This window comes from Chitinophaga vietnamensis, from assembly GCF_902167635.1.
GTDB lineage: Bacteria > Bacteroidota > Bacteroidia > Chitinophagales > Chitinophagaceae > Chitinophaga > Chitinophaga vietnamensis.
Map to the genome: position 1 here is coordinate 812,917 of NZ_CABHMS010000001.1, position 21,901 is coordinate 834,817.

16 protein-coding genes and 1 tRNA gene are annotated in these 21,901 nt (G+C 50.6%); 12 read left to right on the plus strand and 5 right to left on the minus strand.

Annotation, left to right across the window (positions count from 1 at the left end; all coding sequences use genetic code 11):
• Window positions 1-93: 93 nt before the first annotated feature.
• Window positions 94-1,488, plus strand: a complete 1,395-nt coding sequence (locus tag FPG75_RS03400; protein WP_143305145.1) for a sialate O-acetylesterase — start codon at window positions 94-96, stop codon at window positions 1,486-1,488.
• 167 nt (window positions 1,489-1,655) lie between these two features.
• Here the strand turns inward: FPG75_RS03400 and FPG75_RS03405 are convergent.
• A tRNA-Asp gene (locus tag FPG75_RS03405) sits at window positions 1,656-1,729 on the minus strand.
• A gap of 96 nt (window positions 1,730-1,825) precedes the next feature.
• Between FPG75_RS03405 and FPG75_RS03410 the strand changes: the two genes are divergently transcribed.
• Both FPG75_RS03410 and FPG75_RS03415 read left to right on the plus strand, forming a co-directional pair.
• Entirely contained in the window at window positions 1,826-2,626 is an 801-nt protein-coding gene (locus FPG75_RS03410; RefSeq protein ID WP_143305146.1) for a helix-turn-helix domain-containing protein, read from the plus strand.
• Window positions 2,627-2,638: 12 nt separating this feature from the next.
• On the plus strand, window positions 2,639-3,010 hold the full coding sequence (locus tag FPG75_RS03415) for a hypothetical protein (RefSeq protein WP_143305147.1): 372 nt from the start codon (window positions 2,639-2,641) through the stop codon (window positions 3,008-3,010).
• Window positions 3,011-3,130: 120 nt separating this feature from the next.
• Here FPG75_RS03415 and lpdA read toward each other — a convergent pair whose 3' ends face one another.
• Window positions 3,131-4,534 carry a dihydrolipoyl dehydrogenase gene (gene lpdA / locus FPG75_RS03420; protein WP_143305148.1) on the minus strand — a complete coding sequence of 468 codons (1,404 nt, stop codon included), beginning with the start codon at window positions 4,532-4,534 and terminating at the stop codon, window positions 3,131-3,133.
• 107 nt (window positions 4,535-4,641) lie between these two features.
• Between lpdA and FPG75_RS03425 the strand changes: the two genes are divergently transcribed.
• The 3 genes from FPG75_RS03425 (at window position 4,642) to FPG75_RS03435 (ending at window position 8,178) form a co-directional block, all read left to right on the plus strand.
• The gene (locus FPG75_RS03425) at window positions 4,642-5,361 is read left to right on the plus strand and encodes a hypothetical protein (RefSeq protein ID WP_143305149.1); all 720 of its coding nucleotides are present in this window, start codon (window positions 4,642-4,644) and stop codon (window positions 5,359-5,361) included.
• A 194-nt stretch (window positions 5,362-5,555) separates the two neighbouring features.
• Window positions 5,556-6,659, plus strand: coding sequence for a DUF2911 domain-containing protein (locus tag FPG75_RS03430; RefSeq protein WP_143305150.1), 1,104 nt, complete (start codon window positions 5,556-5,558; stop codon window positions 6,657-6,659).
• 301 nt (window positions 6,660-6,960) lie between these two features.
• Window positions 6,961-8,178, plus strand: coding sequence for a M57 family metalloprotease (locus tag FPG75_RS03435; RefSeq protein ID WP_143305151.1), 1,218 nt, complete (start codon window positions 6,961-6,963; stop codon window positions 8,176-8,178).
• Between the two features lie 46 nt (window positions 8,179-8,224).
• On the opposite strand, the gene FPG75_RS03440 is transcribed toward FPG75_RS03435, so the two are convergent.
• From FPG75_RS03440 to cobA, 3 genes are read right to left on the minus strand one after another with little or no spacing between them, the layout of a single operon-like run.
• Window positions 8,225-9,298: an endo-1,4-beta-xylanase gene (locus FPG75_RS03440; protein ID WP_143305152.1), complete on the minus strand. Its 1,074-nt coding sequence runs from the start codon at window positions 9,296-9,298 to the stop codon at window positions 8,225-8,227.
• A 30-nt stretch (window positions 9,299-9,328) separates the two neighbouring features.
• On the minus strand, window positions 9,329-10,015 hold the full coding sequence (locus FPG75_RS03445; protein ID WP_143305153.1) for a Crp/Fnr family transcriptional regulator: 687 nt from the start codon (window positions 10,013-10,015) through the stop codon (window positions 9,329-9,331).
• Window positions 10,002-10,772, minus strand: a complete 771-nt coding sequence (cobA, locus tag FPG75_RS03450) for a uroporphyrinogen-III C-methyltransferase (protein ID WP_143305154.1) — start codon at window positions 10,770-10,772, stop codon at window positions 10,002-10,004. Before cobA ends, FPG75_RS03445 begins: the two co-directional genes overlap by 14 nt.
• Before the next feature lie 156 nt (window positions 10,773-10,928).
• On the opposite strand from cobA, the gene nirB reads away from it, so the two are divergent.
• From nirB to FPG75_RS03480, 6 genes are all read left to right on the plus strand, one after another.
• Window positions 10,929-13,424 (plus strand): nitrite reductase large subunit NirB, encoded by a 2,496-nt coding sequence (gene nirB / locus FPG75_RS03455; RefSeq protein ID WP_143305155.1) that lies wholly within the window; start codon window positions 10,929-10,931, stop codon window positions 13,422-13,424.
• A gap of 25 nt (window positions 13,425-13,449) precedes the next feature.
• Window positions 13,450-13,821, plus strand: a complete 372-nt coding sequence (gene nirD / locus FPG75_RS03460) for a nitrite reductase small subunit NirD (RefSeq protein WP_143305156.1) — start codon at window positions 13,450-13,452, stop codon at window positions 13,819-13,821.
• Between the two features lie 81 nt (window positions 13,822-13,902).
• A complete protein-coding gene (locus tag FPG75_RS03465) occupies window positions 13,903-15,204 on the plus strand; it encodes an alginate export family protein (RefSeq protein WP_143305157.1) in 1,302 nt (433 codons plus the stop codon).
• 15 nt (window positions 15,205-15,219) lie between these two features.
• Entirely contained in the window at window positions 15,220-16,518 is a 1,299-nt protein-coding gene (locus FPG75_RS03470; protein WP_143305158.1) for an MFS transporter, read from the plus strand.
• Between the two features lie 11 nt (window positions 16,519-16,529).
• Window positions 16,530-20,030, plus strand: a complete 3,501-nt coding sequence (locus FPG75_RS03475; RefSeq protein ID WP_143305159.1) for a nitrate reductase — start codon at window positions 16,530-16,532, stop codon at window positions 20,028-20,030.
• Window positions 20,030-21,484 (plus strand): rubredoxin, encoded by a 1,455-nt coding sequence (locus FPG75_RS03480; RefSeq protein ID WP_143305160.1) that lies wholly within the window; start codon window positions 20,030-20,032, stop codon window positions 21,482-21,484. The genes FPG75_RS03475 and FPG75_RS03480 overlap by 1 nt, the downstream gene beginning before the upstream one ends.
• Window positions 21,485-21,901 lie beyond the last annotated feature (417 nt).

Here is a 21,901-nt window from a genome sequence, read left to right on the forward strand (position 1 = left end):
GGTTGCGCTGGCCTCAGCGCTTATCGTCGGGAGTCATTTTCAATTATCAGGTATGGGTATTATATTTAACCCCCAAAGGTATTAAGCGCGATTATGAAAAAACTCCTTCTTTACGGCATTGTGTTGCTGTTGCCTGCCGTACTTCATGCCGCCATCAGGCTGCCTGCACTCGTTGGCAGTAACATGGTGCTACAGCAAAACGATAGCATAACCATCTGGGGATGGGCAAGCCCCTCAGAAAAGATTACAGTATTTACCGGCTGGGATAATAAAACAGCGACTGTCACCACCAGCGGAGATGCGAAGTGGGCTTTGAAAGTACATACACCGGCAGCAGGAGGACCTTATGAAATAAGACTGAAAGGATCCAATGAGATTGTACTGAAAAATATCCTGATCGGCGAAGTATGGTTATGTTCAGGGCAATCCAACATGGAATACAGTTACTATAACGGTATCCGGCAGATAGCCGCCGAGTTGCCTGTTTGCAGTAACAATAACATCAGGTTCTTTAACATACCCAAAACTACTGCGCCATATCCCCAGGACGATTGTCCGGGAAGCTGGGAAGTATGCGACAGCAATAGCCTGAAGCCTTTCAGTGCAGTGGGATACTTTTTTGGGGCGCGACTTCAGCAATCGTTGGGAGTACCTGTTGGGCTGATCAATGCCAGCTGGGGAGGAACACCAGCAGAAGTATGGGCGCCGGAGCATCTTGTAGCTGATCAACAGCAACTTTCTGCAGCTGCTGCCAAGCTGGCCCCGGCCGCATGGTGGCCACATAAACCAGGTTATGCTTACAATGCAATGATAGCTCCTCTTACCAATTTTAACATAAAGGGAGTTATCTGGTACCAGGGAGAAGCCAATGTGAACACCGCCGATACTTACATGCCATTGTTCACCGGCATGATACAGGCATGGCGTGAGGCGTGGCATAAGCCGCTGCCCTTTTACTATGTTCAGATAGCACCATTTACCTACGAAAAGGAGTATCAGGCTGCACTCCTTCGGGAGGCACAGGCGCGCAGCAGCGCCCTGCCCGGAACCGGTATGGTGGTAGTATCTGACGTTACAGAAAATGTGAAAGATATTCACCCACAGGATAAGAGATCAGTTGGTAACAGGCTGGCCGCCTGGGCCCTGGGGGAGAACTATGGCAAAACCGGGTTTACCTGGAAAAGCCCGGTATTCAAAGAAATGAGCATCCGCAAAAACGAGGCAGTACTTCGTTTTGCCAATGTTCCCACTTCTCTCCGGATCAATGGCAAAGCACCGGTGGCCCTGTACATAGCAGGAGCAGACCATATTTTCTATGAAGCATCCGCAAAGGTGGAGAAAGATGCACTGATCGTTTGGAGTAAAAAAGTAGAGAAGCCGGAATCGGTGAGATACAGTTTCTCCAATGCTGCTATCGGTAATGTTTTTTCTTCTGAAGGTTTACCTGTTGGCCCTTTCCGTACTGATAGCTGGCCAGTTGCGCAGTAAATGAAAACAGGAGGAGAAAAGTTGAAAGCCTGTTTTTCAAAGTCGGGGCTGGATGGCTTCATCCAGCTTTTTTATGTCTTAATAAGTATAACCTGTTTTTTGAGCTAGACTAAACGCTCGACTTAAAATATAAAACCCGCGACTAGCGCGGGTTTTATCGTTTTCTGCGGACCAGACGGGACTCGAACCCGCGACCTCCGCCGTGACAGGGCGGCATTCTAACCAACTGAACTACTGATCCTTCCTGGATGGGGCTGCAAATATAGAGATAAAAATGAATTGTCCAACCCGCTGGCTGAATTTTTTCAAGCAGGAGATAGCGTATCTTTATGTTCCCATGAAATATTACACCATACCGCCTCCAGACAAGCTCCGGGAAGTAGTACGATTTTTCTGGGTGCTGGAAAGCGATGAACCTTATACACATCATGCCATGGCGGATGTGTGCCCCGAGCTGGTTTTTCATTACAAGGGGCAGTTTGACGAATGGCTGCACAATGGTCATGTGGCGCCTTCCTTTATCGCTGGCTTGCAGGCGCAATGCACGCACCGGCGGATATTCCACATACAGGAAGGTTTCGGTATCTTTGGCGTATATCTTTATCCACAGGCGATTCCCTTGCTGTTTAACTATGCTGCATCTGAACTCACCAACCAGCAACCGGATTTACTGCAATTACTTGGCCCGGCTGCGGCGGCATTGGAAGATAAAATGTGGCAGGCCGTCAACACACAACAACGGATAGCGGTTATCACCACTTTCATGGAACAGCGGCTGGCAAAGCATTACAAAGAGGAGCGGCCCGTGTTCCAGGCGATACGGGATATTATTGAGCAGAATGGATTGATAAAGATCGGTGGACTGGCAGATGGTTATTATTTGTCGGAACGTACGTTTGAGCGGCAATTCAGTCGCTTTGCAGGAATGAGTCCAAAGCTGTTTTCACGTATTGTTCGTTTTCATGCGGCCATGAATCAGTATGGCAACAAAAACAAATCACTCACAGATATTGCCCTGGAAAGCGGCTATTATGATCAGTCGCATTTCATCCATGATTTCACTGCTTTCTCCGGCAGTCATCCACGACATTATTTCTCTGGTCTTTCCGATGCTACCCGCTGGAAAGATGCTGAATAAAGAAATTACATCATGGCACGCAAGGCATCTAACAAAAACCTGTTGGAAGAAGCGCATCAGGCGGAAGCCGACGGTAACCTGAAAGCGGCTGTAACGCTTTACCGACGCGCTTTGCGCATCGATCCCCTTACCGTGGCGGCTTACAACCGCCTCATGATCATCTACCGCAAACAGAAAGATTACATCAAAGAGCTTGACATCATCGATGAAGCGATCCATGCCTTGCAATCCCACGAACAACAGCAGCAGAAAGACTGGATCCGGCAAAACCGCAAAGCGGCCAGCATCAGTCGTCAGCTGGCGCAAAGCCTTGGCCAGTCATGGGAGGATCCTGTTGTCAGTGGCTGGAAGAAACGAGCGGAACTTGTCAGAACCAGGATTTAGGAATTTACGGATTTAAGAATTTACGGATTTACGGATTTACGGATGTGAGAATTTGTCAACGATAAATTCTCACATCCGTAAATCCGTAAATTCTTAAATCCATAAATCCGTAAATCCTTGTCAGATGTTGATTGCTCCTCTTCCCGAAGTGATCAGGAATGCATCTTTCAGCGTTTCCGAGAAGGTAGGATGGGCATAGGAGATCTTGCCTAACTCTGCATCCGTCAGCTCGAACTCCATGGCGATCACAGCTTCCGCGATGATATCTGCGGCGCGGGCGCCGATGATATGCACACCAAGTATTTCGCCGTATTTAGGATCAGCCAGTACTTTCACGAATCCGTCGAGGTCATCGGAGGCGCGGGCGCGGGCGCTGGCCATGAAGGGGAACTTGCCTTTGTTGTAAGGCGTGCCTGCTTCTTTGAGTTGCTCTTCGGTATAGCCTACGCCGGCCACTTCGGGCCAGGTGTATACAACGTTGGGGATGCGGATATATTCGATATGATGCGGTTTGCCGTGGATCGTGTCGATGATGGCCACGCCTTCATCTTCGGCTTTGTGGGCCAGCATGGCGCCGCGGATCACGTCGCCGAGGGCGTAGATATTCGGTTCGTTTGTCCGTAACTGTTGGTCTACCACTACGCGGCCTTTATCGTCGAGCTGCACTTTTGTTTTTTCGATGCCGAGGCCGGTGGTATAAGGCCGGCGACCCACCGCAACAAGACAGTAGTCGGTAGTGAGCTCCTGTGGCTTGTCAGCGGCATCGGTATAAGTGACGGTGACATTGTTGCCATTATTTTTGGCGCCGGAAACTTTGCTGCCGGTGAGGATATCGATACCTGATTTCGTGAGTATCTTTTGCAGTTCCTTGCCAAGCTCTTTATCCATCGTGGGGAGGAGGCTATCGGCATATTCGAGTATCGTTACTTTGGTGCCAATACGGTGATACACAGATGCCATCTCCACACCAATTACGCCACCGCCAATGATCACCATCGTTTTAGGTTGCTCTTTGAGCGACAGCGCCTCGGTAGAGGTGATGATGCGTTGTTTGTCGATCGTAATACCCGGCAGGGTAGCGGGTTTGGAGCCGGTGGCGATGATGAAGTATTTGCTGGTAAGGGTCTGTTCTTCTTTGTCGCTGCGCACGGTGATCTGTGTATTGCTGAGGAAGGCGCCGGTACCATAGAACACTTCGATCTTGTTTTTTTTCATCAGGTAGTTGAGGCCTTCATTGTTTTGCTTCACTACCTGCCGGTTACGTGCGGTGAGCTGTGCAAAGTCCACACGGATATTATCGGCCAGGATGCCCTGTTTGGGCGCTTTGTGAAGGAAGAGATGGTAGTTCTCGCTGCTGTCGAGCATGGCCTTGGATGGGATACAGCCTACGTTGGTGCAGGTGCCGCCCAGTACGTTATACTTCTCTACGATAGCCGTTTTATAGCCCAGCTGTGCCGCCCTGATGGCCGCTACGTAGCCGCCCGGGCCCGAGCCGATCACTACGATGTCGAAATTTTTCTCCATAACAGTTAATTGAAAGTTGATGACTTACGTAATTTCCTGTTTCCTGTTTGCGACGGTTACAAATATACCGGAAGTCTGGCACAATCTTTTTCCTTATCTTCCACAACATGGAATATAGAGAAGAACTGAAACTCCTGCGCCAGCAGGTACCGGTAGGGATGAAGCACGGGCTGGCATTGCTGCACCGCAGTGGTGGAGATGTTAGCCGTGCACGCTCGTTATTTGAAGAGGAGATGGTCCGGGTAGTGATGAAAAAAGCCGGCATTACGGCAGATGCCGCCCGCAGCTATCTGGCCGCCTGCAACTATGATGTGGTGCAGGCTTTCGCTGCTATTGAAGAATCACAGTTTACAATGACCGAACGGATATTAAGGAAGACAGAAGACCAGGAAGATGCGATCGGACTGGTGCTCGATCACCTGGAAAAACACCTGCAACTACCAAGAGACCATTGGCTGGCGCTGGATACCCTCCAACACCTCGATCCTGTTTTCTATTGCCTGCTCAGTGTGCGCGACTGGCTCGATTACACCGACTGGGAAGGCTTCGACTATGCCGTATATTTCTTTACCAATATCATCGTAGAACAGATCGGCAAGGCACTTAACCTGCCGGAAACCGCCTTCGCCATCATGATCGCAAGACGGCGCAGTGAAGAGATCTTTGAGCAATACCGCAATGAGGGCCTGGAACCATCAGCGATCAGTAAACTGGTAAGCAAAGACGAAGAATTTAATCAATGCCGCAATACCTTTAAGGAAGGCCGCCCGCAAGTAATTGCACAGATGTATGGTATGCTGAGGCAGCATATCCACAAGTTCCCCTGATACCCTTCATTTTGATGAACGGTCAAAAAAAGGCAATATGTGACGGACTTGTATGCGTGAATAATGTTACCTTCTATCGATATTTCGCCCCTGCGGGGCGGGATATTGGTAGAAGATACGCAGGCTACCAACATATCGCCCCGTAGGGGCGAAATATAGGTAGCGCTTTTTATTCCTCACCAAAAAAACGCGTAATGAAAAAAACTGTCATTGCCTGTGCAATCCTGTTAATGACCACAGCCACCCATGCCCAGTTCAACACCTTGCCCAGCGGCGGTAATAAACGCGCCTCCGTTAGTGAAGGCATTGGTATTACACAAGTGACCATCAATTATAGTCGCCCCGGCGTCAAGAACAGGGAAGGGCATATCTGGGGAGAAGTGGTCCATAAAGGTTTCGCTGATCTTGGCTTCGGTACCTCCAAGGCAGCTCCCTGGCGGGCTGGCGCCAACGAAAACACGATCATCACTTTTTCTACCGATGTGAAGATCGACGGACAGCCGCTGCCCGCCGGCGCCTACGGCTTCTTTGTGGCCTATGGCCCCGATGAAAGTACGCTCATCTTCTCCAAAAATACCAGCTCCTGGGGCAGCTTCTACTACGATCCCAAAGAAGATGCGCTGCGCATAAATGTAAAACCTGTTGTCGCCGATAAAAGCGTGGAATGGCTCAAATACGAGTTTACCGATCAAACGCCCAACAGCGCTGTGGTGGCGCTGGAATGGGAGAAGCTGGTCCTTCCCTTCAAGATAGAGGTAGACGTGGTGAACACGCAGATCGCCTCTTTCCGCAAAGAGCTGCGTGGCAGCGGCGGCTTCATCTGGCAAACCTGGAACACCGCCGCCAGTTTCTGCGCAGAGCACAATACCAACCTGCAGGAAGCCCTGTTGTGGGCGGATACCGCCACCAGCGTGAGCACCGGCGGCACGCAGAGCTTCCAGGCATGGAGCACCAAAGCCGCTATCCTCGATAGTCTTGGCAGGGGAGATGAAGCGATGGCCGTCATGAAAAAAGCGCTGCCCTTCGGCGATGTGAACGAACTGTATTTCTACGCCAGGAACCTTGCACATCTCAAAAAAGGAAAAGAAGCCTTCGATATCTTTAAAATGGACTACGACAAACACCCCGATGAATTTCTTACCAACGCCGGTATGGCCCGCGGATACTCGGCGCTCGGCGATTACAAGAAAGCGCTGGGCTATGCTCAGAAAGCCCGTGCACAAGCGCCCGACCTGCCCAACAGAAACCGGCTCGAGAGAATGGTAAAGACCCTCCAGGAAGGAAAAGATATTAACTGACGATCAAACCCGCGCCCGCCGCGGGTTTGACGTTTTATAAAGATACCCGCGTAAAACGCCGGAGAGATACGTGTATAACGGAGATGGTTATACGTAAAAGATCAATTCCCTGCTGCTAAACCAGCGCAGTCATTAAAATACCCAAGCTTGGGTATAGTTGCAATGATTGTTTTTGCGTAACTTGATATCGATCATAGAAGACCCGGTTTCGTTGAAAGCCCTTTGGAACCAATTTAATTGTTACACACGACCCTTTTTTTGCATTACCTCAATTGATAACCCAAAACCAAAACCTTGTAGCATGAAAATTCTATTTCGTTACCTGCCTTTGCTGCTATTGGCATTGCTGTTCTCTTGTTCAAAAAGTAGCGAAGAACCCGCCAAAGCCGGCAAGGACATTATCGCCAAACTGAAAGCCGCCGGCTTCGACACCAGCGAAGGCGTACGCCCTTATAAAGATGGTTACCTGGTGGAATACGACATCTTCCTCACCGAAAAACAGATTGATGATTTAGCTGCCGCTAAAGACAACAAGAAACCCAAAGTAGAACATTACCGCACCAATAATCTCGTTGCAGGCACTAACAGGGTGATCAAAGTATTTATGGATGGAGGTTTCGATACCTATCTTCAAAATGCTTTTGATGTGGCGCTGGCGCGATACAATGCACAGCACCTGGGTCTCTCTTTCCAACGCAACGGCACTGCTGCTGGTGCCGATATCAGCATCATCTCCTTTTATGAAGTAAGCAATGTACTGGGCTATAGCGCAGGGTTTCCCAGTGGCGGCAACCCGGCCAGCCCGATCCGTCTCAATACTTATTACTATAATGGCGGTGCGCAACGCGCCGATGCCGCTACCGTGATTGCGCATGAAATAGGCCATGCGATTGGCTTCCGCCATACAGATTATATGAACAGGGCCTTCAGCTGCGGCGCCGGCGGCAATGAAGGCGATGCAGGCGTAGGCGCCAATCCTATCCTCGGCACGCCTACCGATCCTTCCCCCGGATCCTGGATGCTGGCCTGTTCCAGCAATACCGACCGCCCTTTTACTTTCTACGACCGTATCGCTTTGGTGACCACTTATCCTGGCACCTATCCCGGTGATGCGGCGCCCATCGGTAAAACCATCTCCCTGAAAGCGGTGGCCAATGGCAAGTTCGTATGTGCTGATAATACCGGCACCTCGCCTTTGATCGCTAACCGCGATGCCGTAGGCCTATGGGAAAAATATGTAGTAATCGATGCGGGCAATGGCCTGATCTCATTACAGGCCGTGGTGAATAGCAGCTACGTATGTGCCGAAAGCGCCGGCGCATCGCCCCTGATCGCCAATCGCAATGCGATAGGGCTCTGGGAGCGCTTCCGCTGGATCAACAACGGCGACGGTACCATCAGCTTGCAATCATTTGTTAACAATAGTTATGTGTGCGCAGACAATGCAGGGGCAAATCCTTTGGTAGCCAATAGGGAGGCAATAGGAGTTTGGGAACGATTCTATTGGCAGGAGCAATAACAAGTCGAGAAGAAACCCGCGCTGGCCGCGGGTTTTTTTAGGTCCGTTATTTCACTGCGCTGATAATAGCATAATAAGCAAGCTTTCGGTGATAGTACTTGTCAAAAGGTAAAGGCCAGTCCGGGAAGCCGCCCAGGAACGACGGGATCCATGAATCAGCATCTCCTACATTCCAGGTGGTAATGCCGAATTGTTGCGCAACAGGTACCACGGTATGATACGTTTTAACCACTGTGTTATACTTTGTAGCTTGTTGCTGCGCCATCTCGGATGTAAAGGCGAGACCGGCCACCTTCGCATTATTGAGCCTTATATCCAGTTCTGAAAGATGTACTTTTAACCCGGTGGCGGCCGCAGCACTGATGGCGTCGTTGATAGCAGCGTCAGACTGTGTAAGGGTGATATGAAACTGCAAGCCAAGCCCGTCAATGCGAATGCCTCTTTGCCTGAAATCAGCCACCATATTGACAATGGCCCTGCGCTTTACAGGACTGTATTCCTGGCCATAGTCGTTGTAGAACAGCAGTGCATCGGGATCGGCCTCATGTGCATACTGAAAGGCACGGGCGATATAATCATCTCCCAATTTTTGCTGCCAGATGGATTTGCGCAATGTGCCATCATCCATGAATGCCTCATTCACCACATCCCAGGAGCTTACTTTACCCTTGAAGTGTGACACTACCGTTTGTATATGCGTCTTCATAATATTTTCGAGCGTAGCAGAATCGCCGGTATAATTGGCTATCCAGTCTGGCAGCGCTGAGTGCCAGATAAGCGTATGCCCGTGGATACGTTTTGCTCCGTTGACTTGCGCAAAATTTACCAGGTAATCGGCATCCGCCCACGTGTAGCTGTTTTCAGCAGGATGCAGGGCTTTGAATTTCATCACATTCTCCGCGGTTAAACTACTATACTCATGTATCACCACATTGGTATACGCAGGATTGTTTTGTAACAAATTTATATTTACCGATGCGCCGAATTTGAACGGCATCATTTTCTGCAGACTGGTATCAGATGCCGGAACAGCGTTGTTGCCCTCATGGCTGCCTGATTTCTTGCAAGAGGCATTTACATTCAATAATATGATCGCGATGATTAATGCGAAAGATTTCATGGACGTTATTTGTAGATTCCGGGAAGATAATTAAAATGAGGCATATGCTTTAAGCCCGGCCTCATTCAATATCCTGATCTCTTTCCCGGAAAGAAGGATCAGTTGTTCCGCTGCCAGCTCATTCAATACACGGAAGGCGGTTTCATAAGTAGTGCCGATATAAGCGGCGAGATCCTGTTTGCTGATAGAAAGATCGATGCTGCCATCTGCACCGCAGCCAAACTGTTGCTGCAGTAGTAGCAAAGCATTGGCTGTACGCCCTTTTACGGGCATATGTGCGAGGTTGCGCATCTGCCGCTCTGATGTTTGCAGTTCTTGTGCGTAGAATAACATCAGCTGGTAGAGGAGGTCATGATTCACGCGCAAGGAGGCGTTGAAAAAATCCAGCGCAACAAAGCACACTTTGCTGGGCATCAGCGCAGTGGCGGATACCGGGAAACGCAGGTCGGCGCCCCCGATGCCGCGATGCCCTACGATATCGCCAGGCCTGGCAAAACGTATGATCAGTTCTTTATCGCCCCAGTGTTTATGCACTTTTACCAGCCCTTCAAATACAAAGTAGATACCCGTTACGGTTTCATCTTCCCAGAATAAGGTGGCGCCTTTTGGCAGCATAAAATTTTTGCGATGAGTGGCGATGGCGTCTGCCCATTCGGGCAGCGATAATCTGCAGAGCAGGCAGGTTTGGCCATTACAGCCTTGTTTATCTTTCTTCATGAATAATGCCTGTATAAGTTGATGTATATTTCGCCAGTAATGCTGGTAGCGACACTACTTCTCCTACAACGATCACGGCTGGATTGCCGATGCCTGCTGCCTGCGCCCGCAGGGAAATATCGGCTACGGTGCCCGTCACTGTTCTCGCCTGTGGCGTGGTGCCTTCCTGTATAATGCTGACAGGCGTATCTCTTTTGCCATGCGCGCAAAAGATGTCCATGATCGCTTCCAGTTTGCTCATGGCCATTAGTATCACTACGGTGGCGGTGGATTGCGCTGCCAGCGCAATATCCGCAGAGATATCACCGGAGCGGGTGGTGCCGGTGGTGATCCAGCAGCTCTCTGCCGTGCCGCGGCTGGTAAGTGGTATCATTTGCGAGGCCGGTACCGCCAATGCGCTGCTGATGCCAGGTATAACAGCTACGCCTATACGATGTTGCGCAGCCACGGTCAATTCTTCTGTCGCCCTGCCGAAGATAAAGGGATCCCCGCCTTTCAGTCGTACTACATGGCCGTGTGTGCGCGCCATCTCTACGATAAGATCATTGATCTCCTGTTGCGATAAACTATGACAGCCATAGCGCTTGCCCGTGAAGCGCAGCACTGCCTTGGGAGAAGCATATGTCAGCAGGGAAGGGTTCACTAAGGCATCATATAATATAACATCTGCCTGCCGGATCGCATGGATCGCTTTCAGGGTGATCAGCTCGGGATCACCGGGGCCTGCGCCAACTAAAGTGAGGAAAGGCTGCTTCATTTTATTTATATTATAAAATAAATAATACGATATATTTTCGATTTTCTACAATGAAATTAAAACAAAAACGCTTAATTTTATAATTAAGATCATGCAGCTACCTTGAAATCATACTCCAAAACTGATAATATTATTATATTAATTTAATTATAATATATGAAAATTATAGTTATTGGAAATGGCATGGTAGGATATAAATGCTGCGAAAAAATACGCGCGAGAACAAGCCCGGAAACAACGGAACTCATTGTTTTTGGTGAAGAGCCCCGGCCGGCATATGACCGCGTACACCTCACCTCCTGGTTCGATGGCAAAACAGCCGACGACCTGCTGCTCGCCACCCCCGAATGGTACGCACAAAATAATATACAACTGCACCTCGCCGATCCTGTGATCCGGATAGACCGCGCAACAAAAACAGTACATTCATTTAAAGGCGTCAGCGCCCACTACGATTATCTCATATTTGCCACCGGCTCTGCCGCCTTTGTACCACCTGTACCCGGCATCGATAAAAAAGGTGTATTCATCTACCGCACCATCGAAGACCTCGAGATGATGAAAGCCTTTGCGCCCCGCGCCCGCCGTGGCGCTGTCATTGGCGGCGGTCTCCTTGGTCTGGAAGCGGCCAAAGCCCTGCTCGATCTCGGCATCGTGGATACGCACGTGATCGAATTTGCGCCCCGCCTCATGCCCCGCCAGATAGACGATAAAGGCTCCGCCATGTTGCAGGAGAAACTGCAGCAGCTTGGCCTCAAAGTGCTCACCAGTCGCAATACACAAGCCATCCTGGGCGAGGAATATATCACCGGCCTGCAATTCACAGACGACACCATACTTCCCGCGGATATCCTGGTGATATCAGCCGGCATCAAACCGAGAGATGAACTCGCCAAAGCCGCCGGCCTCGAAACCGGCCCCCGTGGCGGCATTGTCGTGAATGAACAAATGCAGACCGCCGATCCCTGCATCTATGCTATCGGCGAATGCGCGCTCTATAATAATATGATATATGGCCTCGTAGCACCCGGCTATGAAATGGCTGAAGTAGCCGCCGCACACATCGCCGGTGAAATGAAAGCGTTCACCGGCTTCGATATGAGCACCAAACTTAAACTCATTGGCGTAGATGTGGCCAGCTTCGGCGATCCTTTCACTCCCGCTGAAAGCTGCCGCAGCATTATGTTTGAAGATAAACACAAAGGCATCTACAAACGTATTGATATCACGCCGGATGGTAAACGCCTCCTCGGCGGCATATTGATCGGCGAAGCGGAAGATTATAACATGCTGCTGCAAACAGCGAAAAATAAACTGGTATTGCCTTCCGATCCTGCCACCCTGCTCATGGGGCCTGCCCGCGAAGGCGCTACTGGCGCCGGTCTCGACGCGCTTCCCGATGAAGCCCTGATATGCAGTTGTGAAAGTGTGAGCAAAGGCGCCATCTGCCAGGCTGTTACCAATGGCAGCGAAACACTCGAAGAAGTGAAGAAATGCACCAAAGCCGGCACCTGCTGCGGTGGCTGCACGCCCATGGTAAAAGATATCATCAACGCCACCATGAAAGCGCAAGGCAAGTATATCCGCAATGTCATCTGTGAACACTTTGCCTACTCACGCCAGGAAATGATCGATCTCGTGAAGATCAAGGCCCTCCATTCTTTCGACGAAGTGCTCGATCACTACGGTCATGGAGAAGGATGTGAAATTTGCAAACCGGTGATCGCTTCCATCCTCGCCAGTTTGTGGAATGATATGATCTTGCAAAAAGGCAATGACACCGCACAGGATTCCAACGACCGCTATCTTGCCAATATCCAGAAAGGCGGCACTTACTCCGTAGTGCCGCGCATCCCGGGAGGAGAGATCACGCCGGAGAAGCTCATCGTTATAGGCCAGATCGGGAAAAAGTATCATCTCTATACCAAGATCACCGGCGGACAACGCATCGATCTTTTTGGCGCGCACCTCGTAGATCTCCCCAAAATATGGGAGGAGCTGATCGCTGCCGGCTTTGAAAGCGGCCATGCATATGGTAAAGCGCTGCGCACTGTGAAAAGTTGTGTAGGTTCTACCTGGTGCCGCTTCGGTTTGCACGACAGCGTCAGCTATGCCATCCGCATCGAAGAACGCTACCGTGGCCTGCGCGCACCGCATAAGATCAAATCAGCCGTGTCTGGATGCATCCGGGAATGCGCAGAAGCACAGTCGAAAGACTTCGGCATCATCGCCACCGAAAAAGGCTGGAGCCTGTATGTATGCGGCAATGGCGGCTCCAAGCCGCAACATGCTATCTTGCTCGCCGCTGATCTTGACAGCGATACCTGCATCCGTTACATCGACCGTTTCCTTATGTTCTATATCAAAACCGCCGATCCGCTCACCCGCACCGCTACCTGGCTTAACAAGCTGGATGGCGGCATCGACTATCTCCGTAACGTAGTAGTGAACGATAGCCTGGGCATCGCCGCACAACTGGAAACAGAAATGCAGCAACTCGTAGACAGCTACAAATGTGAATGGAAAGAAGTGGTGGAAAACCCGGAACTGCGCAAACGTTTCTCCCATTTTATCAATGCACCGGAAGATAAAGACCCGACCGTAAAATTTGAAAACCTACGTGAGCAGAAGAAAGCGGCCGACTGGAAATAATTTCTCTCTAAAAAATTATACTGCTATGTCTATTACTTCAACAACCCACTGGTTTTTTGCCTGTAAAACAACTGATGTACCTGCTAACGGCGGCGTATGTGTGAAATATAAGGAAGAGCAGATCGCCTTGTTCTATTTTGCACGCAGGGGAGAATGGTTTGCTACGCAGAATCTTTGCCCGCACCGCCAGCAGATGGCGCTCAGCCGCGGTATGACGGGCACCGTACAGGATGAGCCAAAAGTGGCTTGCCCTTTTCACAAAAAAACTTTTTCGTTGATAGATGGCCGTTGTTTGTCCGACGAACATGAATGCGCGCTCACGGTATATCCCGTACGCATCATCGACGATCTCGTATACATCGGTGTGAATGAAAACGCCGTAATGATAGAAGCATAAAAACGAAACCCGGCAGCGGGCAGGCTGGCCGGGCTTCTGATCTTAATATGATTGGCTCACTTAAAATCAACCCGAAGGTACATGAAAAAATGGTATCATGGCGCCCTGTGGCTCCTGGTGCCGGGGCTGCTGCCATCTTTGCGCAGCCAGGCACAATTTACACTGGGAGTGCAACTCCGCACACGATCGGAACTGCGTAACGGACAGGGCGCCCCACAAACGCAGGGAGCGGCGCCCGCTTTCTTCACCTCCCAGCGCACCCGCCTTATGGCCGGTTTCAGCGCTTATCGTATCAAGCTCGGACTAACGGTACAGGATATACGTGTTTGGGGACAGGATGCCTCCACTATCAACCGTTTTGCCACTCCGGACAACAATGGCTTTATGCTGCACGAGGCCTGGGCAGAGATTTTGCTCACCGACACCATTGTGAAAAACAGGAGTCTGTCGGTGAAGATAGGCCGCCAGGAACTGGTGTATGACGACAGCCGCCTGCTCGGTAACCTCGACTGGCTGCAACAAGGCCGCCGTCATGACGCCGCTGTGGTGAAATATGAAAGCAGCGCCTGGACCATGCATGCCGGTTTTGCTTTCAATCAGAACAAGGAAAATGCATCCGGCACCGTGTACAATCCTGCGCCGCCCGGCAATTATCCCGCCAATACCAATGGCGGCAATGCTTACAAAAGCCTTGAGTTTTTGTATGTAGCCAGAAAATTCGAAACCGGTAATCTCTCCCTGCTCTTTCTCTCCGATCAATTCTCGAAATATCATATGGATAGCGTGAAGACCTGGGAAGGACCGGTGAACAGCCGCTTCACTACCGGCTTGTATTATACCGGGCAATACCAGCGCCTCTCCTATACCGCCGCAGCCTACTACCAGGGTGGTACTAACGCGAACGGACAAACGCTCAGCGGCAGCTTGTACACCGGCTATCTGCAATATGCCCTGAGCAAGACTTTCAGCGCAGGCCTGGGCGCTGATTATACTACGCCCGATTTTGACCCGCTGTATGGCACGCCGCACAAATTCTGGGGGTATATGGATTACTATTATGTGGCCAGTCCCTTCGGAAACAAAGGTTTGCAGGATTATTATGTGAAAGCCAAACTGAAGGCCGGCAGTCGCTGCATGATCGGGGTAGATGTACACCAGTTTTACAGCGCCGGTGATATCCCGCATATGAGCCGCAATTTTGGCACAGAGGCCGATCTCACAGCTACCTATGCACTCACCAAAGCCATCGGCTTTGAAGCGGGCTACAGCCACTATTGGAGCACCGCTGCACTGGCCAGTGTGAAGAACGTCAAAGACGCAGCCAGCAACAGCAACTGGGCCTATGTAATGGTCAACATCCATCCTGAATGGAAATTGAAGTAACCTAAAACTGACAACATGCCTGTTCTTGATAAAATAAAAATATTCAGCCTGGACACGGTGCAGATGCGCACCTTTCACATCACGTGGTTAATGTTCTTCGTCTGCTTTTTCGGCTGGTTCGGCCTTGCGCCATTGATGCCTACCATCAGAACAGATCTGGGCTTGAGCAAAGCGCAGGTAGGTAATATTATCATCGCTTCGGTATCCGGCACCATCATTGCACGGCTGGCGATCGGTCGCCTCTGTGATACCTGGGGACCGCGCAAAACAGCTATCAGATTGCTTTTGATAGGCTCCCTGCCGGTGTTCCTGGTAGGCCTGGCCAAAGACTATAGCTCCTTCCTGTTATTTCGTTTAGCCATCAGCGTGATAGGCGGTTCTTTTGTGATCACCCAGTTCCATACCTCGCTGATGTTTGCGCCGCGTATCAAAGGCACGGCCAATGCCATCACCGGCGGCTGGGGCAACCTGGGCGGCGGCGTTACCAATATGGTGATGCCGGTGATATTCGCCGCCATCGTGGGTTTCGGCTTCACGAAATCAGAAGCCTGGCGCTATGCGATGATATTACCCGGCCTGATGATGCTCGGCGTAGCATGGTTATATTACAAGTATACGAAAGATACGCCGGAAGGTAATTTCGATGAAATAGGCCGTGGGCGCAGCAAAGGGCGGACAGACTGGTCGGTGCTGGCCGACTGGCGCATCTGGGCGCTTACGATGGCTTACGGCATGTGCTTCGGCATGGAGATCACTTTTGATAATGTGGCGGCTTTGCACTTTGTGGATACCTTTCATTTGTCGCAGGGCGGCGCCGGTTTCTGGGCGGGCATCTTCGGCTTCATGAACCTCTTTGCGCGCGCCCTGGGCGGCATCGTTTCCGACAAAGCAGGGGCCAGGGCAGGGATGAAAGGCAAAGGCCTGCTGCTGGCCTTCATGCTGCTCCTGGAAGGCGCAGGGCTACTTCTCTTTGCACAGGCAGGTTCGCTGCCGGTGGCCATCATCGCTATGCTGGGCTTTGCTCTCTTCCTGAAAATGGCTAATGGCGCCACTTATGGCATTGTACCTTTTATCAACGAAAGAAATACAGGGCTGGTAAGCGGAGTAGTAGGCGCTGGCGGCAACCTGGGCGGCATGTTGTTCGGTTTTCTTTTTAAGTCGGAAGAGATCACCTACGTACAGGCGTTCACGTATATCGGCTTCACGGTGGTGGCCGTAGGGTGCATCGTATTGCTTACCCGCTTCACCGCCAGCACGTCAACGGATGAAGATGCCGTAACATCTGCGCCAGTGGCGGTTTCCGGATCTATGTAAAAAATATTTCTATGCAGTCTGTTCTCAAAACTACCTGTTGTTACTGTGGTGTGGGTTGTGGTATACTGGTTCATAAGGACCGGCAGGGCAAGCTGCAGGTGGAAGGTGATCCTGAACATCCGGTGAACCGGGGGATGCTGTGTTCCAAAGGTATGAACCTGCATTATACTGTGATGGATACCAGCGACAGGTTGCTGCACCCTGAAATGCGCTATCATCGCAACCTGCCACGGCAAAGGGTTTCCTGGGATCAGGCTCTGGAAAGGACAGCCGCTGTCTTCTCTTCCATCATCAAAAAATATGGACCGGATGCGGTAGCTTTTTATGCATCAGGGCAATGCCTCACGGAAGAATATTATGTGGTGAACAAGCTGATAAAAGGTTTTATCGGCAGTAATAATATTGATACCAATTCCCGTCTTTGCATGAGTAGCGCTGTAGCGGCGTATAAGCTGTCGCTGGGAGAAGATGCGGTACCTGGTACATATGATGATATTGAGCTGACAGATTGCATTTTCGTAGCGGGCGCTAATCCCGCCTGGTGCCATCCGATCTTGTGGCGCCGCGTGGAAGCCGCCAGGGCAGCCAATCCGCAGCTGAAGATCATCGTCAGTGATCCACGTATTACGCAAACTTGCAGCAGTGCTGATCTGCATTTACAACTCAATCCCGGTACGGATATCGTGTTGCATCATGCTATCGGCCGCTTGCTGATTGAAAGCGGTTATACAAATGCCGCTTTTATCTCGCAACATACCGAAGGTTTTGCCCAATACCGCGAAACCGTGATGCAGCGCAGTATTGCCGAGGCGGCGGCTATCTGCGGCATAGAGGAAGAAGCCATTCAAACGGCCGCGGACTATATTGGCCAGGCCAGGAGCTTCGTGAGTTTCTGGACGATGGGGTTGAACCAAAGCGTGATCGGCGTACATAAAAATCTGAGCCTTATTAATCTCCACCTGATCACCGGTCATATCGGTAAGCCCGGCAGCGGCCCTTTTTCCCTGACCGGCCAGCCCAATGCAATGGGTGGCCGCGAAGTAGGCGGCTTGTCGAATTTATTGCCTGCGCACCGGGTATTGAGCGATCCGGAACATCGCCGCCAGGTGCAGGCCTTCTGGGGCGGAACGGCCATCTCCGATAAACCCGGACTAAGCGCCACCGAAATGTTCGATGCCCTGCATGATGGCCGTCTTAAAGCCATCTGGATCATGTGCACCAATCCGCTGGTAAGCCTGCCCGATGCGCGTTTCGCCGAGGCGGCCCTGCAAAAGGCGAAGTTTGTAGTAGTGCAGGAGATCTCTTCCAAACCTGAAACACTTCGTTATGCAGATGTAGTGCTGCCTGCTGCCGCCTGGACCGAAAAAGAAGGCACCATGACCAATGCCGAACGCCGCATCAGCTACCTCGGTAAAATTACGGAAGCCCCCGGCGAAGCCTTACCAGATGCGGAGATTATCTGCCGCTTCGCACAGCAGATGGGATATAACGGTTTCGGGTATACGAATATGGAAGAGATATATAAAGAGCACGTGCAGCTGACTGCCGGCACCAATATCGATATCAGCGGATTGGACTATACCATCCTCAAAGAGCGGCGTAGCGTGCAATGGCCCTTCAGGCAGCACGAAGGTACCAGCCGTTTGTTTACGGACCATCAGTTTTTTACGGGCAGCAAAAGGGCCATTATACATAGTTTCGGCGATGATAACCAGTCGGAGGCGCTTAGTCCGGAACTGCCGCTGATCCTTACTACGGGCCGTATCCGCGACCAGTGGCATACCATGAGTAAAACCGGGAAAGTGAATAAGCTGAAGCAGCATATAGCGCATGCCTTCCTGGAAATACATCCCGAAGATGCCAGGGCCAGGAGCATCGGCGCCGGCGATATTGTGAACATTACCAATGGGAGAGGAGCCGTGCGCGTGAAAGCACAGCTCAGCGACAGTATTAAAAAGGGAGTCGTATTCCTGCCGATGCACTGGGGAAAAATTCTCCATAATGATCTGCACCGCGCCAATAATCTCACGCATAAACTACTGGATCCGATATCTAAACAACCGGATTTCAAATATGCCGCTGTGCAGGTAGCGCGCTACCGCAAGCCAGTACAGAAGATCGTGGTGATAGGCGCCGGCGCTGGCGCTTGTGGCTTTGTGAAATCTTATCGCGAGTGGAATAATGACGATGAGATCATCGTATTCAGCAAGGAAGACCTGCCTTTCTATAACCGGGTGATGCTGCCCGATTATATCAGTGGTACGCAATCCTGGCGGCAACTGGTAAAGATGACCCGCACAGAGGAACAAGCCTATAATATCACGCTTCACAGAGGGCTGGCCATTGTGCATATCGACCGTTCGCGCAAGGAGGTAAGGGATAGTAACGGTAACGTACATACGTATGATATTCTTTTGCTGGCCACCGGCAGCCGTGCGGCCACCCTGCGCGAGGTGCCAGCGCTGGCGGGCATCTTCACCATGCGTACCCGCATGGATGCCGATGCCTTCAGATCGCATCTCGATCCTGCGAAAGGCAAAGTGATGATCGTAGGCGGCGGCCTGCTCGGCATTGAACTGGCCGCCTCGCTGAGAGAAATGCGTATAGACGTAGGCGTTATACAACGCACCTCCCGCCTCATGGACCGGCAGCTGGATACCCTCGGCGGCCAGCTGCTCTACGAAGAGCTCACCGATCGCGGCATTGAAATTTGCTATAACGACGAGATCGACCGCTTCGCCGGACAGGAGCGCCTCGAAGGCATATACCTGAAAAGTGGCCGCTATGTTGCTTGTCAGGCCGTAGTGATGTCGATCGGTACCGTACCGAATATTGAGCTGGCGCAAGCGGCCCAGCTGCCCTGCAACCGTGGCGTGATCGTAAATGAATACCTGCAAACTGCCGACCCGGATATTTTTGCGATCGGCGAAATTGCTTCGTTCAATGGCATGTTGTACGGTATCACCGCCGCAGCAGAACAGCAAGCCGCCGTGGTAGCGCGTTTCCTGAATGGGGATATCAGCAGCTACTACGAGGGATCATTGATGATGAACATCCTTAAAATGCATGGCGCCGATCTCTGTTCAATGGGAATGGTGGAAACGCCGAAGGATCCTGCATATGAGGAGATACTGTTCATCGACCGGGCAAAACGTTTCTATAAAAAATGTATCATCCACCAGGACCGCCTCGTGGGCGCCATTCTTATCGGCGATAAAACCGAGTTCCTGGAATTTCGCGACCTGATCGCACAACGCATAGAGCTGTCGGACAAGCGCCTGCAATTGCTGCGTTCCGGCAGGAAAGGCGAGGTGGTGAAAGGCCGCCTGGTATGCTCCTGCGGCAATGTAGGGGAGGGGAATATTATAGAGAAGATCGCAGCGGGATGCAATGAGCTGCAACAGCTGTGCCAGGCCGCTGGCGCAGGAATGGGCTGTGGCAGCTGTAAGGCGGAAGTGAAGGCGCTGCTGGAAAAAAGTATGCAAAAAGTAACACCGTTAACCATATCTTAATGGCAAAGCATATACATACATTGGCAGTGAATTTTACCGGCGGGATCATTTCTCCCGGCAAACTGCTTGAACTGCTGCGTATCGCAGCCAATACTACGGTAACGCATATACGCTTTGGGTTGCGGCAGGAGGTATTGCTCGACGTGCCGGAAAAATATCTGCCGCATTTTACCAAGGCCTGTAATGATGCACAGATAAACATCTCCACAACACCCAATATACTCAGCTCCTATGTGGCGGCGGATATTTTTGTCGGTGGCTCCTGGCTCACGGAAGGCATCTACAAAGATGTGTTCAACCAGCTTGATCATCTGCCCATGATGAAAATTAATATCTGCGATGGCAGGCAAACCTTTGCGCCTTTGTTTACCGGGCATATCAACTGGGTATCGGCGGCGAGCCCGCATTATTGGCATTTATACTTGCGGCCGCCGGGCACTCAGGAGTTGTATGCCTGGCCGGAATTGATCTATACGAATAGCATTGGCGCGATGAGTAAACAGGTGGAAATGCTCTTGCAGCAAGGATTAGCGCCGGAGCAAGTGTATCATGTCATGTACAGCGCGCAGTCTTATATCTCGCGGGAAAGGGAAGGCGAGCCTGATCTGCCGGCGTTTCATCTGCCATATTACGAAGGCTTCAATAAACATCAACATGCTTACTGGTTGGGCATCTACCGGCGGGAAGAGAATTTTTCGATAGATTTTCTGAAAGATATATGTACGATCTGTATGGAAACCCGCGTGGGACAATTGTATTCCACGCCCTGGAAATCCCTTGTGATCAAGGATATTGATACGGCTCACCGCGGCCTCTGGGACTATGTGCTGGGCAAACATGGTATCAATGTGCGTCATGCCGCCAATGAACTGAACTGGCAGGTAGAAGATAATTGTGAAGATGGGCTGGTGCTCAAACGCCATATTATCCGCTATTTCGATAGCGCCGATGTACGCACCTATGGTTTGTGTTTCAGTGTGAAAGTGATACAGCCTGTAAGTTTGTTCGGCAACATCGTGATCCGCCGCCGCGAAAACCGCCATGGCAGCCGGTTGAAATACATGCAGCGTTATGATATTCTGCATACCGCCGGATTTAAAGCTAATTCCGCCGCATTGGTACTTTACCGGGAAGATGTTGCCAAAGAACATCTGGGGCCATATGTGGCGGCACTGTGCAAGATGTACTATGAGCAAAAAAGCGAACTGGATATATTGCAGCATTATGTAGCTGAACAACAATCCGCAGTTCCAGGCGAGGCAACAGTACATACGGTGTATCAGTGCCGCAGTTGTTTGACCGTTTATGATCCATCCGCCGGAGATCCCGGCCAATGCATCGTTCCGGGCACTCCATTTAATGAGCTGCCAGCGGACTATCATTGTTCTGTATGTGAGTCCAGCATGAATTTTTTTGAAGCTGTGAAGACGGATGCATTATTTTCGCATCCATAAATTGAAAAGTAAATGCAGTCTTGAAAATAGGAAGGGACCCTCACTAATAATACAAATTTTCACTGAAAAATTTTTGGCAGTTTCAAACAGCTGGTGTATTTTTATTTGGTTGTTAGCTTGAGTGTATAACTTCTACATTAATGTTTATGCATTCTTTAAAACCTGTGACAGCACTAGTTTCGTTTGTTGCTCGGCTCTATCCCGGAAGTTTGGTTTATCAAATAAAGACCTGAAACCCAATTTACTATCATTGTAATAAAACCTCGTATCAGCATGAGTGAAGTGTAAGCTTTCTTTCGTAGTTTTCTGAAATTTTGACAAAGGTCACTTGGAATAATCTTAGAACATACTGGCACTAAATGAAAACTCTCGGACGCCTGTTTTACTTAAACAGCTTGATTATCTTTTTTTCTTCTA